Genomic DNA, 14,084 nt, shown 5'->3' on the forward strand with positions numbered 1-14,084 from the left:
CGATTAAATCCGCCGGTATCCGCTTTCTTATATGAATATTTCCCCACGCGCTCACCTCCGTTTAATTCGCTTTAAATTGCGTGTTGATTGCGATAAAAGCATTCGAAGTTGTGTTCGTGCTACTTTCGATACAAACATCGCCGTTCGTTTTTATAACGCCGGTATAAATAAAACCAACGCCTGCTGATCCGGTAAAGTGATGCGGATAAGCTGGCCGAAAGCCTACCGGCAGTGTGTAAACTGGCGTAGTGGTTCCGATGGTACCGCCTTTTGCAACACCTCGCAATACCACCGTTCCGATCATATCCTTACCGTACTGAACCGGGTAAGTACCGGAAGCATCGGTGTACTGCGCCCATCCATTTTTAAATACCGGAGCCGCCCACGTTATATTCGGTAGACGCGCTTCTAATGCGGCCGCCGCTCCCCCGGTTTCCTTCGAGTCCCACGATACCTTTTGCGCAGCAGTCACGTGTATATCCGTGTTTTTTACGTGAGCATCTAGATCGCTCTTTAGCGCCAAGCCTGACGTGTTGATTGCGCTCGTCTTAATCGTGCCTGTCGAAGGATCGATTACTTTATCAACGGTTTTCTTTGTCGTATCAAAGTCCGCAATTAAATCCGAAGCCTTTTTCGTAACTGATCCGAATGTAAATACCGGTGGCTTTTTATCGTTCGAATAATCTTCGATAGTTAAGACGCGCAGCTGAACGTTAATATCAAACGGCTCAATTACGCACCACAGATAATCGCCTTTTCTTACGTCTGTGAATCCCATATTTGCGAGTTCAATAGCCGTAAATGTTAACGATATCTCCATACTGTCGCCAAGTTTGCTTTTCATCTCCGCTAGTAACGAAGCTTTATCCGTAAATCTATCGTCCTTTACCGGCTCAGCGTGCTTTATTCCGTAGATCGATGCTAAGGGACTTGTATACTCCGCCTGCACAACGTAGGTGCCGTCATCTTTTTGCTTACCGTAGCCGCGAATGTATGTCGCGAAACTGCTAGTATCTATTTCTTTCTCCGGCTGACTAACGTTGTATTTATACCGCAGAAAAGGTTCGTCTTTTTTGCTTCCGATCTTTTTCGCAATGAAAATATGCTTTCCGACGTAATCAAATTCTGCGCCGAATTTTTCGAGAATGCTTCGCAGTAAAGCTAGCGAATTATCCCATCCGAAGTTCTGAACTTCGACTGATGTCGGTAGGTCCGTATTATCCACTTCGTACGTATAGCCGGTACCTTTTAACGAAAAATCGAGCATCGCATCTATTCGCATCGTGCCCGATTTCTCTTCGTAAATTCGATAGTTTATCAAGTCGTCGAATATACGGTGAAGTGCCGTTACCTCGACACCTACACCATTTTTAAACGTTTTTTCCTTGTGTGTTTTGATAATGTATTCTTCGTCTTTATAAATAAGGATGTTTTCGTTTTTAACAAGTTTGTATCCGTATTGATTAAGATCCGTTTTGTACCCCGTTACGCTTAACGTTTTTTCGCCTTCGATTCCGTTACTTCGCGTCGCATAGAAGCCCGGCAAAGGCTCCGCGATTCCTGATAGATCTTTTACCGCTAAAATAGCCATCGCCCGCACCTACTTATATAAATAGTGAAAATCGAAAGATATTTCGAATCTTCCTGTCGTTCCAGAAAGTTCGATTTCGTTCCATCCGGGCGCAAGCGAAATGTAGCCTCGGTTTGTGTTCGCGTATATGCTTGTGCCGTTTTTCAAATGTCGAAGGCCTTCGAGCTTAAGCATATCGGTAGAGACGGAACTCCCCGAATAGGAAACCGTTTGATTAGTCGTTTTATTGACGATCTTAAAATTGGTCGAGGCGCCTTTATAAACGATATCTAACGGTACGTCTTCGGATGGATCGATTGTTACATTACCTGCGTTATAGATTCGGAACCTATTCGTTTTGTGTCGATACGATAAATCGTCCGATGGCAACATACCCTGCGCGACTTGCCACTTATCGGAGCTAAACGTTAACGGGTCGAGCGTTGAACCTAAAGAAGCCGCAAAAGGAAAAGCAGCCGTAAACTCTACCGTAAGTTTTCCGCTCCTCGGCGTAATATCTTCCGGCTCGTACGTGCTGCTTACTTTTAAGGACCAAACCTTTCCGGGCTGGCGCGAATCTATAATTTCCATTTCGCTTTTCGTTGCAAATAGATCGTATATTTCGTCTAGTAACAAATGATAGTCGAGATGGTCAACGCCTTTAAAAAGAAAGACGGCCGTTAATTTTCGGACATCGAAGGTCGTACCCATATCGATTGATCCGTCGCGGCCGTCTATTTCCTGAAGATCTGTCCGATGGGTTAACGAGTCCTTACGAAAACTTAGGAGCCGCAAACCGAAATTACGGTGATCGATCGTCTCACCGTTTTTGGTAATTATTAGATGCACTACCGATCACCCCTAAATAATCTTTTCATCGTAGCTTGCTGCGCCTGAGAGCTGTCGACATAGTTAGTTAAAGCATCCTTGTCTATTCGTACACTAGGATCTTTTTGCGCGATTATATTGAGTGCCGCTAAGGATCGTTGTTCTACGCTAACTAATCGCTCAAGTAGGTTCGCTACAACCGTCTGATCTGTTCCGCTTTCTACGCCTAGTTTCTTACCGGTTTCCTTATAAAGCTGAAGCGCTCGTTGACGGTTGTTCTTTAACGGAATAACCGCTTCCGGCCCTTCTTCCGCTACCCAAGCGAGCTGTTTCTGCGTTACAATATCTCCGATTTTGTAGCCTTTGTACGGGCCGCCCGAGCGCATTGACTTGATACCAGGAACATTGAAAACCGTTTTGTACCTCGAAATGATATACCGGATAGCTGCAACCGCGTTGTGGACCGGATTCATGATGTCGTCCATTCCCTTCATCTTGTACGCATCAAACGTCGGTCTAATCGTCTGCATAAGACCCATCGACGGCGTTCCGCGTGCCCAGTTGCTGTCCCACTTGTTGATCGTAGAGGGGCCGGTTCTTCCTCCGGATTCCTTCATCGCGATAGTTGTTAACGGACCGAACCAATCGCTCGGAACTTTCGTAACGGACATAGCTTTACGAATCCACTGCTTAACGTTGCCAGTCGCTTTTTCTCCGCTTCCAAAGCCGCCGCCAAAATCATCGATCTGCTTCTTAACGAAACCGACCATCGACGATTTAACCTTTTCGTAGGCTCCTTTCGCCATGTTGCCGAATACACCAGAGATTTCCGGAAGCTTTAGGCCGAGGCTGCCGACAACCTTCGAAACTAGCTTTTTCGGATCTGAAACGTATTCCCATACGTCAAACGCGAATTCTTTGACTTTGCTAACGGCGCCCTTCGCGACATTAACAACGGTGTCTTTCGCGCCTGATACCGCGTCGATGCCTTTTTCGAATAGGTTTTTCTTTTTCGTACCGTTCTTAAAGGCCGGAACCCCCTGCGCGATAAGCTTTTTCGTCATGTCATGCGGAAGTACTTGCGTTCCTTTCGGCAAATTAAATAGCGTGTCTCTACCGGGGCTTAGACCGGTGAATCCGGAAGGTGTGCGGAATAACTCAGGCCCGCCGCCATCGCCAAGGATCGCGGGACCGCCTGGGTGACCGCCCGCTGCCGTACCTTTCGCGTATCTAGGAATTTCTAACTTCGGAATATAGTGCTTTTTATCAACGCCGATTAGTCCGAGAACCTTATTGATACCTTTTTGCGTTAGTCCGTTTACGATGCCTTCAAAGCCGCCGATCATTTTGTTTCCGAGAGCTTTGACGCCGTTAACCGCTTTATTGGCCATACTTTTGATTCCGTCGCCAATTCTTCCGGGAAGTTTTTTTGCGCCATCAACGATGCTATTGAATCTTTCCATTACTTTCTTTTTCATCTCGAAAGTTAAAAGAGCAATCTTGTTCTTAACGTAAGTCCACTTGTCGGAAATTGCTTTCCCCATGTTAGTTACCAATTTTACAATTGGCGAGAATATAGCTTTTAAAATTCCAAGTACTGCGTTCCATGCAGCTTTCCAGTTTCCTTTTAACAAAGCCGAGAACAATTTGATTACGTTCGTCACTATATTTAACGCGGTCCTAATGACGGATATTATTACTGGGAATACCGCTTGAACAATGCTCAGAATAAACTTTATGGCAGGAATTAAAACAGTTTTGATAATCACTGCGGCCGCATTTAGGACAGTTATGATAATTTGCGCAGCTGCTTGGATGATTGGGACTATTAACGGAAAGACAGCTTTTACAACTTCCAAAATTAACGGAAGTACATTAACTACCAGATCCTTAATAACTGATGCAACTAACTGGATGATAACAACCACGACAGGCATCGCTGCTTTTATCACTGCTAGAACGACCGGGAAAATCGCCTGAACCGCGCTCAATAAAATTGGCAGAACTGTAGTTGCGATCATCTGAATCACTGGAATAATCGCTTTAATAAGACTTAAAGCTATCGGGAATACCGCTTGAACAATGCTTAAAATAATCGGAAGTAATGACGTAAATCCTTCGACGAGTACCGGAAGAACTGCCGTTACAATTGCTGTAATGACCTGTAGCAACGTACCTTGGACCTGTACCCATACGCTTACTAACCCGCTGACCAGGCTAATGATCCCGGGAAGTACTTGCGCAAAAGCACTAGCCAATTGTCCGAGTAAAGGCGTAATTTGAACGACTGCATCCGAAAATGCAACGCCCAACGTTCCCGCTAAACTTACAAACGTCGTACCTAATTGCGCGAATGCTGGTCCGAGCTCTGCAATTGCTGCGCCTAAGTCCGCAAATGCCGGCTTTAACGTAGCAAGACTCGTAACCATCACGTTCATCGTTTCTGCAAACTGTGGCGCTAGTTCAGCCGCTATCTCTCCGAAGTATTGACTAAACGCATCAAATACCGGCTGCAACGCGGTCATTGCGCTACTGATTACGCTTGATACTTGCGTCCAAACAGTTGTAACCGATGCCCGGAATTGTTCGTTCGATTGGTAAAGACGGAATAAAAATCCGGTCAAGCTTACCAGCGCCGTAATCGCAAAGCCGATCGGACCCGAAACGCCCGCTAACGCTAATCCAAACGCTGTGATCGTTGGCGCAACGATAGAAACAACGCCACTTACGCTTGAAAAAGCCGTCTTGAGTTGCGCAAAAAAGACGCCTGCTGCATCCGATACTTTATCTGCGACTCCTTGGCCGAAGAATTGCGATGCTTTTTGTCCGATCGAGTAAAAGAACGAACCTATAGTGCTGACCGCCGCACTGAATCCGCTTTGAATTGCGGTTCCTATGTTAACTGCTCCGGCGGCGAATCCGTTCCACATAGCCGGTCCTTTTTCGAGTAAATACGCTGCTACACGATCGACCACCGCGACTATTCCGTCGAATGCTGCCTTCGCACCTTCATATGCGACCATAGCGCCGGCTTTTATTCCGTTAAACACTATACCGAGAAGCTTCTGCAACTGCTCCGAATGTTTATATACGAGTACAAAAACGGTCACTAACGCTGTAATGCCCGCTATTGTTAACGAGATTGGACTCGTTAATGCTGCTAAGACTGACGTAAATATACCCATCATTCCGCCGGCCGCCGCAATTTGAACGGAAAGCATCCCCCACGCAACTTGTAACGAACCTAGTCCGATTAGCGCCCCGCCTATACCGGCCAATAAGACGCCGAGAACGGTTACGACCCCGAGGATTGCCGCAACTACCGCCATAGTGATTGCGATAAACTTCTGCATTCCTGGCGATAAGTTATTGAATGCGTCGACGACTTTTTGAAGCACGCCAACAAGCGCTGAAACTACCGGAGTAAGTGCACTACCGATATTTATCTGCGCTGTCTCGAATGCGCCCGAAAGCTCCTCGATCCGCCCTTTTAAGTTGTTCATACGCTCGGCGGCAACGTCTGCCGCTTTGATTTTGTCCATCGCTTTCGCCATGTCATCGAAGCCTTTGGCGCCCTGCTTACCGAGAATTAAAGCGCCGCGGATCGCGTCAGATCCGAAAATATTATAAAGAGCTTCTTGCTTATCCTTCGCAGACATTCCATCGAGCGCTTTCGAAAGTTCTCCAGAGATTTCCGTCATGCTGCGGATATTACCGTTCGCATCGAAAAACTTGTTATCCATAATTCCTAGGTTTTTCGTAGCTTTATCGAACGCCTTCGAGAACTTATCGGTTCCTTCCTTAGCGCCCGACGTTTTTGCAACGTATTTATTAAGCGCGTCATAAATATCGCCTAAATCTTTACTGGCCGGCTTGAATCCTTTATCCGCCATTTGCTGGTAGGCTTTGGTCGTATCCAGCGTTACGAGACCCAGTTCGGACATCGTTTCGTAAGACGCTTTAGTCATCGGAACCAAGCGGCTGAGCATCGTCTTAAGTGACGTACCAGCGTCCGAACCTTTTAGTCCGTTCTGCGCGAAAACAGCCAACGCAGTCGACGTATCTTTAAACGATAGTCCCATTCCGGCAGCTACCGCAGACGTCATCGAAAGACCGTATTTCATTTCCTCGACTGATGTTGCGGATGCGTTGGCTGCTCCGGCAAGGATATCAGCCGCTTTAGATACGCTGAGGTTATCGTCTTTGAAAGCATTAAGCGCAGTCGATGCGATTTCCGCTGCGTCTGCCAATTCGAGGCCGCCCGCCGTTGCTAACGAAAGCGCACCGGAGAGTCCGCCGTCCATAATATCCTTCGTTGATACGCCGGCTTTAACGAGTTCTTCCATCCCTTGCGCAGCTTCTAACGCGCTGTATTTCGTATCAGCACCGAGCTTAACCGCTAAGTTCGTCAAAGCATCGCTGTATTTATTCGCTTCAGCCGGATCCATTACCGATTTAACATTCGACATTTGCTGTTCGAAGTCCATCGATTTCTTAGTCGCCAGGCCTAGCGCTCCACCGACCGCTAATGTTGCTGCGCCGAATGATGTCGCGATTTCCGATCCGATCGACTGCAGATTACCGCCGACCGTCCGAAGATTCTCGCCGCTCTCTTGTGCACGTGTTCCCATCCGATGCCATGCGTTAGCTTGCTGATCAATTTGCGTGTTAGTCGCTCTTAATTGCGCCTGCGTTTCACGAAGCTGTGCGGTCGCTTCGTTCATACGTGCGCTAAGTTCTTGCGTTTCCTGCGCGTCCTCACCTTTTGCGCGTTTAGATTCGAGATATAAACGGCGAAGGTCTTTAAGGCGCTGCTGCTGAAGATCAATCGATTTATTTAAGTGGTCGGCTTTCTGCCTCAGTTGGTCCGAGGTCGATCCGAAGTTATCAACGCCCGCCGTTGACGCTTTAAACGCCGCATCTAGCGCACGCAATTTCGTCGTAATTGTACTGACACTCGCGTTTAGCTTGGCGCCTAGCTGCGCGAAGCCTGTGCTCTGCTCCTTTATTCGCTTATTGACAAGGTCGAGTTGATCCTCGGTCTTTTTCATTGCCGCTAAAGCTTTGTTGTACTGTGTTAGTAGCTTAACGGAGGCAGCCGCATCTTTCCCTTTGGTTCGCGCGCTCTCTTCGTATTGACGTTTAAGATCGGATAGTTTCGCTTTGTGCACTTGCATCGTACGGTTCAGTACGTTGGCTTTTTGGTTTAGGGTATCGAGGCTGTTATCAAATTTACCTGCGCCTGCCATCGTCGATTTGAATTCGCTGTTTAACGCGCCGAGTTTACGGTTGATATCCGCAAGTCCCCGCGTAAGGTCAGCGCTTTCTAACCCGATACTGACGCGCAAGGAGCCGAGTGATTCTGCCATGCTTTACCTCCTTTCTAAAAACCGAGTACCTGATCGATATAGACTTCCTTCTTACCGCCGCCCATTGAACCGGATTTGCTGGTCTTTCCGTTGTCCGAGTATTGCATGAGTTCGAAAAGCCAACCGATGTCCATTTCATCGAGGTAATAAATATCTTGCGGCCGTTCCATGCTGTCGAGATAAAGCTTTTTAATGTCGTGTTCGAGCTTTTCGAGGAAGTCTAAGGGGAAAAGGTACCCCGGCGTTAGTTTTTTGCCGGAGTCTCCGCAGTGGCTTCGCCTTCACCTTTCGCAGCTTCTTGCGGTTCAACGCCCGCATTAACCGTTCCGACCACGCCTTGGATCGTGTCAGAAATCGTGCTGATCATTTTTTCGGAAGAAATGCCGTCATAGAAATCGTCAAGCGAAAACTGACCGTCATACACGCGAACAACGTAATCAACGAGGTTATCAAGATCGCCGACGTCCAGGTCATCGAAATTGCTTGTTTTCGAAAGTTTAATAGCTTCGCGAAGCATTCTTCCTTTAATGAATGGCGCGCTAAATACTTTTTCTTCACCGTCGATAAGTAATGTAATTTGCATATGAACACTCTCCTAATTTTTGTTTTAAGTAGTCAAATAAAAAGAGAGCCGGCCATAGCCGAACTCTCAGTTATAAATCTATTAAGCCCCTGTGTTTTCTTCCGGAGCCGGCGCAGGTGCAGACGTAGTAGGCTCGTAAACTTTCGTGAACCATTCGTTAACGACTGTTTTATTAACTCCTTCTCCTTCCGTAAATACAGAACGCGACCAAACTTCATCGTACGCACGACGCATAAATGTTCCTGTGATTGAGTCTGTTTGGAATTCCGGACTATCTGTTTTAGTCGCGAAAGATTCTTCTTGCAGCTGGAATTTCCCTTTATAGAATGCGTATAACTTATAACCTCCGCCAGACACTTGCGCCCTGAACAACAATGCGCCATACGGCGCTAGATCTGTTGCTTTCTTTTCGAGTACGCCATCAGCATTAATGGTGTGACCAAGTAAAAGCGCCTGTACGTCATGAGATAGCTGATCGACTCCGATTTCGATTTCAGTTCCTCCGAAAGCTGTCTCGATTTCAGACGGTCCGTCATCTGCATTCAAAGTTTCGCTGTTTGTGTTCGGTGAAACTGACGCTTCGATCGCTTTACCAACTTTTACTGGTACGTCGTAACTGACGCCTGTTTCGTCATCCTTAATCAATTTCGCAAAGTAAACGTCACGTAAACCAACCCGTGTTCCTGCCAAATTTATTCCTCCTCTGTATTTTGCGCATAATAAAAACGGAGCACCTTGTGGTATATCTCCGTTTCGTTTTCGTATAGGTCGTACTGCCCTAAGCGACCAAAGCCCGCGTCAACGAGCTGTTTCTTAACGCCGGTTTCTAGTCGTGCGTATTCGCTAGGGTCCTTCGTATAAATATCAACTTGAACGTAAAATCCCGTTGTTTCCTCGGCATCTTCCGCATTGAGTGCGCTCTTCTCGTCGTAGAAGAAAAAACGGATATACGTTTCGTCCTCTCCGCGATACTTCAGAAAAACAACGGGCACGCCCAACGGTTTAAGCGCCGAATTAACGATTGCCCGTGCACTCATCGCAATAACTCCCTTTCTAAATAGCGTCTGATCTCGCGCTGTGCTTCGTTCTTTTTCGCGTTGAAAGACGGCTCAATGAAAGGCATCGCTTGGTGTCCGGGATGATCGACTTCTCTTCCATAAAACGTAGAACCGTCGCTCATGACCTTTTTGTTCTTCGCTTTCTCTAAGTGCGGACTGGTGCCGAACTCAGCGAATCGCGATATAAAGTCTAGGTCGCTCGGTCCGATTTCGATAATGTCGTTTTTGACGTCGCTGACCATGATCTTACTTTGAGCGCTAGGCTTTCGCGCTTCCATCTCGTCAAATACCGGTTTAGCACCGGCTTCGAGAGCGCCTTTCTTAACTGATTGAGCTTCTCGGCCCATTCGATTAAGCCTTGCCATTAGTTCGCGCATTCCTTTAACGTTTGATCTCGAACTCACTTAACGTTGACCTCCTCCCCGATAATCGTGAAGGTAACGTTCGCTTCGTTATCGTTGATGATGCTTTTAATCTCGAACTCTCGGCCGTCATACTTAACGCGCATCTTATTGTTAAGAAGCGACTTCATCCGTTTGGAATACCGAATGATAAAACGAGTCGTTCTCTCGGCCTGAATCGTAGCCGCCGCGATATATTCCCGGCCCTGTAACGTCTTTACTGCCGACCATACCGTAGCAACTGGCGTCCAGCCTTCGATCTCAAACCCTTCGTCATTCGTTGTGTTTGCGTACTGCATAAACGTAATCCGCTTATTAAAACTTCCGATGTTTACCGCCATAGCGCTCACCTCAATTGCAGAATGATGCCGGCGATTTTTGTTCCGCTGTTGGCTGTCGTCCTATTTTCGTAGGCATCCGCAACAAAGATAAGCGCCGCCATTTTGTATAGGTCCGATTCGGTATCCTTTACGCCTGCGTTTTCCATGTGCTTGGCTGCTGCGGAAATAAAAAAGGAGACGAGGTTATCGTCCTCATCTCCGTCAATCCGCAAGTATTCTTTTGCTTCCTCAAGCGTAAGAGCCATCGCTATTCACCTGCCGGTGGTGTCGGTTCGTTAACGGTAATAGCAACCGTCGTCTTAACCGTAGGTTTAACCTTAGACGCGACTGTGATCGTCGTTGTGCCAGCCGCTTTAGCCGTTACTAAGCCGGAGCTTGATACGGTCGCTGTTGCGGTGGTGCTAGACGTATAGGTCACGTTTTGGTCTGCGCCTGCTGGCGAAACCGTTGCGTTAATCTGGTACGTATCGCCGACCGTTAATGTCTTAGATGATTCCGTTACGTTAACGCTTGTAGGTTCGGTCGCTAACGTTGTAACCGAAAGCTCAACGCTAAGTGGTGACGGATCACCGACGTTAGGAATTGCGCGAACCTGGTATTTATACGTAGTTAATTGCGTCAAACCGCTGTCTGCAAACGATGTTCCTACGCGTGTTCCGATTGATACTCCGTCTCTATATACTTCGTATTCTTTGATGCCCCCATTAAAGGTTACGGCGTCCCAACTAAGGGACACCGATGTGTCTTTAGGAGTCGCCGTTAACCCTTGGGGCGCATTAGGGCGAAGTTACGACAGATGCGATACGGAAAGCAGATTTAAGTTTGATTTTGTGGTCGAACCAAGCAGTCAGAACGAATAAGTTTTCGCCTGTGTTGATGTCTTTGTCGCTTTCGTAAGTGATCGCTGGATCGTAGTTAAAGTGAGAGTAACGGAAGTCACCGACGATTGGTTTAACCGCAGCATCAGAGAATACGACTGGCTTACCGATGATTTGCTCAGGTTGCGCGTTGTAAAGAGTTGCGCTTCCGTTTGCGAGCGTTTCAATCATTTCAAGGTAGTCGGCATAAGTCATCATAACTTTTGCGTTCTCGCGGAAATCTTCCGGAAGATCTGCGATGGCTTTTTTAATCGCTTGGTACGTAGATTCTCCAGGCACTTCTTTGATGCCAGCTCCGTAGAAGGACATTTCTTCTTCTCCAGCTTTCGGAGTTGCAGCGAAAGAAACTTTCTTTTCTTTAGCAGCTAAACCAGATTGAAGAGCTCTCTCTACTGTTGAAACTAAATCTGTATCAGTGGCAGCTAAGATAGTTTCAGAAACTTTAGCTTTAACTTTGAATTTGCGGCGACCAAAAGTAACGACTGAACCATCAACCTTTAGTTCTTTGGCAGTCTCTGTATCTTGAATGAAATTATCATCATCTAAAGTGAAGTCGACTTTAGGGATTTCAAGATTTGTTACGCTTGTGTAAGTTGATACATTACGAAGTGGATTTGTTACAAAAGGTTCGTGTAAAAGATCCTCGGAAACTGTTTTCGGAAGTAGTTTTTCTCCACCTGTACCATTGTTGTCGCCTAAAACTGCTCTAACTTCTTGAGCAGGTACTTCTTTACGCATAGCTGCGCGAATCAATCCTGCTTTAGCTGAAATTTTCTGCTTTTCAGGGTCATTGCTAGTTAATCCCGCAGAAACACCAGCTTTTGCTTTTTCTAAGCTCGCTTGAATTTTTGCTTTTTGTTCGCGCTCTAAAGAATCATGCTGGTTTTGTAGAATATCCAAACGCTCTTTTAGATCGTCTCTTTTCTGTTTTAGAGCTCTTACATCTTCGATAGAAGCGTTCGGGTCGGCCGCTTTGTTCATGATTTCCTTTTCAACTGAACCTAGTTGTGTACCCACTGTGTTTAAGTTAGCCTTCAGATCAAATAGTTCCATTAAATAATTCCCCCATTTTTGAGTTTTAGTAAGTTGGTTTGTGCTTCCGCGATAAGTTGCTCGCGTTCCAGGCGCTCTCTTTCCGCCTGCTTTTCGTCTTCTTGCGTTTGATTAAGTAAAGCGTCCGGAGTATTCCGGTAACTCGCGAATAACTTCGTATCTACTTTCGCAGCCACTTGCTTAGGTGCTTCGATGCTGTCGCAAAGCCCTAATTCGAGGCATTCTTGCGCTGTAAGCCACGTTTCAGCGTCCAAAAGCGCGATTAATCGGTCACGATCAAGCTTTTCGCCTGCTTTTCCGAGATAGGCCTCGATAAGACTTTCGCGAATACGGTCCATGTCATCGGCTTGCTTACGGAGTTCGTCCGCGTTGCCCTGCGCTAATGTCCATGGGTTGTGAATCATCATCATCGCGTTTGCAGGCATAAAAATAGCGTCACCGGACATTGCGATGACACTTGCGATACTGGCCGCCAGCCCGTCGACGTAAACATTAACGTGGGCTTTGTGCCGCTTTATGATGTTGTAGATCGAATTTCCTTCGAAAACGGATCCGCCAGGCGAGTTAATATAGATATTTAGCGTTGAAACGTCGCCAAGTTCGTCTAAATCCGCCTTAAAAGTCTGCGCTGTTACTTCGTCGCCCCAAAATTGAGCCGAACTGATTTCGCTGTAAATGTAAACTTCGCCAGCCTTAGCGTCATTCTTCGCCGCTTTGATTTCCCAGAACTTCTTTATCGTCCTCACCTCCTTTCGAGTCTTCGTTATCATCTTCGTTAGTTTTTAACGTTGGAGGCGTTGGCGCGTCAGTGCTCGTAATTTTCTGATGCGCGACTTGGTCGATCGGGAATAAGTCTTTACTCAAATAAAGCGTATCTCCGCCCTTTTCTGGCGGTAAATCCTCCCACGCACGCACCTCATTCGGCTTAAACCAGCCGCTTCGGATACCCTGTTGATAGAAATCTCCGCGAGTCTTCATGTCTCCACGCAATAAGGCGTTCATACTGAACTTAAAATAATAACCGGACTTACGTTCCTTTTCGGTGAGTAGCTTCCGGTTAAACTCCTTCTCATATTGAGTTGCGATAGGCATCAGCGTACCTTGAACAAAATCGATGTAAAGTTGCTCCATGTTCGATACGCTGCCCTGCGTTTCGCCGAGCATATATAACGGAATGTTAAAAGCCTGCGCAACCCTTGAACGGGTCACTTTTTCGACTTCAAACGCCTTCGTATCGATGAATTCCTTCTTTAATTCGCGTATTTTAACGCCAGGTTCCTGAATTAAGATGCCGCCGTTATCCCTGTAGAAACTCTTAAAGTTCTCTAACATCTTCACTTTTCGCGTATCATCCAGCTGGTTCGCTAATTCGAGGATGAACGATATCTTGGCGCCGTCCATCTGCTCGAGACTGAACGTCCTTACATCGCGATCAAAGTCGAGCGCATTCCTCAGAACCTTTAACGGCGAGATTCCCTTCAGTCCGTCAACCGACGTATACTTAACGTGAATGATATCCATGTTATGAACGAAGTAGTTCCCGTTATCTCCGAATATCTCGTACCAGAGCTCGCGAGTCGATTCTTCAATAACCGGCTGCACTCTCGAAGGGTCTAAAACGTCCAATCCGATGACTTCATAACGCATTCCATACCGTTTTATCGCGTAAGCATTGCCGTAAACAGCTCGATGCGTCTCTAAAAGTCCGATCATTTCACCGGAAGTCATGTTATGGTTCGGCGCGTACGTTAATAGTTCGGATGCCTGCGACTCGATCGGCTGATAATTTTTGTACGCTTTGATCGGTAAGCTTGCCATCGTGTTTGATAGCCGCGATACAGCCGAAAAGACTGTTTCGTTATCGGCCAGCGTTGTCTCTCCGTAATTTCCAAAAATACTGGCGCGAGGAATAAACCAATGCGGTAGGTCCTTTTTAACGACTGCCTTTGCTTCGGTTGCGCCTCCGAAAAAGCTTCGTACGTTGCTCCAAAAACCCATTTTCT

At 46.8% G+C, this 14,084-nt stretch carries 13 protein-coding genes and 1 pseudogene; all 14 read right to left on the reverse strand.

From position 1 onward, the window contains the following. Window positions 1-61: 61 nt before the first annotated feature. Window positions 62-1,591 (reverse strand): phage tail protein, encoded by a 1,530-nt coding sequence (locus CVV77_RS06595; RefSeq protein WP_100274910.1) that lies wholly within the window; start codon window positions 1,589-1,591, stop codon window positions 62-64. 9 nt (window positions 1,592-1,600) lie between these two features. Then, complete coding sequence (locus CVV77_RS06600; RefSeq protein WP_100274911.1) at window positions 1,601-2,419, reverse strand: phage tail family protein; 819 nt, start codon at window positions 2,417-2,419, stop codon at window positions 1,601-1,603. Beyond that, on the reverse strand, window positions 2,419-7,767 hold the full coding sequence (locus CVV77_RS06605) for a phage tail tape measure protein (protein WP_100274912.1): 5,349 nt from the start codon (window positions 7,765-7,767) through the stop codon (window positions 2,419-2,421). Before CVV77_RS06605 ends, CVV77_RS06600 begins: the two co-directional genes overlap by 1 nt. Before the next feature lie 244 nt (window positions 7,768-8,011). Then, window positions 8,012-8,350 carry a phage tail assembly chaperone G gene (gpG, locus tag CVV77_RS06610; protein ID WP_250622063.1) on the reverse strand — a complete coding sequence of 113 codons (339 nt, stop codon included), beginning with the start codon at window positions 8,348-8,350 and terminating at the stop codon, window positions 8,012-8,014. A gap of 81 nt (window positions 8,351-8,431) precedes the next feature. Further along, window positions 8,432-9,040 (reverse strand): major tail protein, encoded by a 609-nt coding sequence (locus CVV77_RS06615; protein ID WP_088110614.1) that lies wholly within the window; start codon window positions 9,038-9,040, stop codon window positions 8,432-8,434. 2 nt (window positions 9,041-9,042) lie between these two features. Then, window positions 9,043-9,387, reverse strand: a complete 345-nt coding sequence (locus tag CVV77_RS06620) for a hypothetical protein (protein WP_100274913.1) — start codon at window positions 9,385-9,387, stop codon at window positions 9,043-9,045. Then, on the reverse strand, window positions 9,384-9,812 hold the full coding sequence (locus CVV77_RS06625; protein WP_250622062.1) for an HK97-gp10 family putative phage morphogenesis protein: 429 nt from the start codon (window positions 9,810-9,812) through the stop codon (window positions 9,384-9,386). Before CVV77_RS06625 ends, CVV77_RS06620 begins: the two co-directional genes overlap by 4 nt. Continuing rightward, complete coding sequence (locus tag CVV77_RS06630; protein WP_100274914.1) at window positions 9,809-10,150, reverse strand: phage head closure protein; 342 nt, start codon at window positions 10,148-10,150, stop codon at window positions 9,809-9,811. Before CVV77_RS06630 ends, CVV77_RS06625 begins: the two co-directional genes overlap by 4 nt. A gap of 5 nt (window positions 10,151-10,155) precedes the next feature. After that, entirely contained in the window at window positions 10,156-10,395 is a 240-nt protein-coding gene (locus CVV77_RS06635) for a head-tail connector protein (protein WP_100274915.1), read from the reverse strand. Window positions 10,396-10,397: 2 nt separating this feature from the next. Continuing rightward, window positions 10,398-10,733, reverse strand: a complete 336-nt coding sequence (locus CVV77_RS06640) for an Ig-like domain-containing protein (protein ID WP_395940377.1) — start codon at window positions 10,731-10,733, stop codon at window positions 10,398-10,400. Next, window positions 10,707-10,913 (reverse strand): annotated as a pseudogene (locus CVV77_RS22645) (fibronectin type III domain-containing protein); the annotation flags it as partial. The pseudogene CVV77_RS22645 and the gene CVV77_RS06640, both read right to left, overlap by 27 nt. Window positions 10,914-10,926: 13 nt before the next feature. Further along, window positions 10,927-12,081, reverse strand: a complete 1,155-nt coding sequence (locus CVV77_RS06645) for a phage major capsid protein (RefSeq protein ID WP_100274917.1) — start codon at window positions 12,079-12,081, stop codon at window positions 10,927-10,929. Next, entirely contained in the window at window positions 12,081-12,827 is a 747-nt protein-coding gene (locus tag CVV77_RS06650; RefSeq protein ID WP_088110608.1) for a head maturation protease, ClpP-related, read from the reverse strand. The genes CVV77_RS06645 and CVV77_RS06650 overlap by 1 nt, the downstream gene beginning before the upstream one ends. Next, window positions 12,781-14,079, reverse strand: a complete 1,299-nt coding sequence (locus CVV77_RS06655; protein WP_100274918.1) for a phage portal protein — start codon at window positions 14,077-14,079, stop codon at window positions 12,781-12,783. The genes CVV77_RS06650 and CVV77_RS06655 overlap by 47 nt, the downstream gene beginning before the upstream one ends. Between the last annotated feature and the right edge of the window lie 5 nt (window positions 14,080-14,084).

It is taken from the genome of Bacillus sp. SN1, assembly GCF_002796895.1.
In the GTDB taxonomy this organism is placed as follows: domain Bacteria; phylum Bacillota; class Bacilli; order Bacillales; family Bacillaceae; genus Bacillus; species Bacillus inaquosorum.

What these genes read in the sequence shown, in the direction of transcription:
- CVV77_RS06595 (WP_100274910.1), bottom strand. Translation starts at nt 1,591, where the DNA reads ATGGCTATTTTAGCGGTAAAAGATCTATCAGGAATCGCGGAGCCTTTG.
- CVV77_RS06605 (WP_100274912.1), bottom strand. Translation starts at nt 7,767, where the DNA reads ATGGCAGAATCACTCGGCTCCTTGCGCGTCAGTATCGGGTTAGAAAGC.
- gpG (WP_250622063.1), bottom strand. Translation starts at nt 8,350, where the DNA reads ATGCAAATTACATTACTTATCGACGGTGAAGAAAAAGTATTTAGCGCG.
- CVV77_RS06620 (WP_100274913.1), bottom strand. Translation starts at nt 9,387, where the DNA reads ATGAGTGCACGGGCAATCGTTAATTCGGCGCTTAAACCGTTGGGCGTG.
- CVV77_RS06630 (WP_100274914.1), bottom strand. Translation starts at nt 10,150, where the DNA reads ATGGCGGTAAACATCGGAAGTTTTAATAAGCGGATTACGTTTATGCAG.
- CVV77_RS06635 (WP_100274915.1), bottom strand. Translation starts at nt 10,395, where the DNA reads ATGGCTCTTACGCTTGAGGAAGCAAAAGAATACTTGCGGATTGACGGA.
- CVV77_RS06645 (WP_100274917.1), bottom strand. Translation starts at nt 12,081, where the DNA reads ATGGAACTATTTGATCTGAAGGCTAACTTAAACACAGTGGGTACACAA.
- CVV77_RS06655 (WP_100274918.1), bottom strand. Translation starts at nt 14,079, where the DNA reads ATGGGTTTTTGGAGCAACGTACGAAGCTTTTTCGGAGGCGCAACCGAA.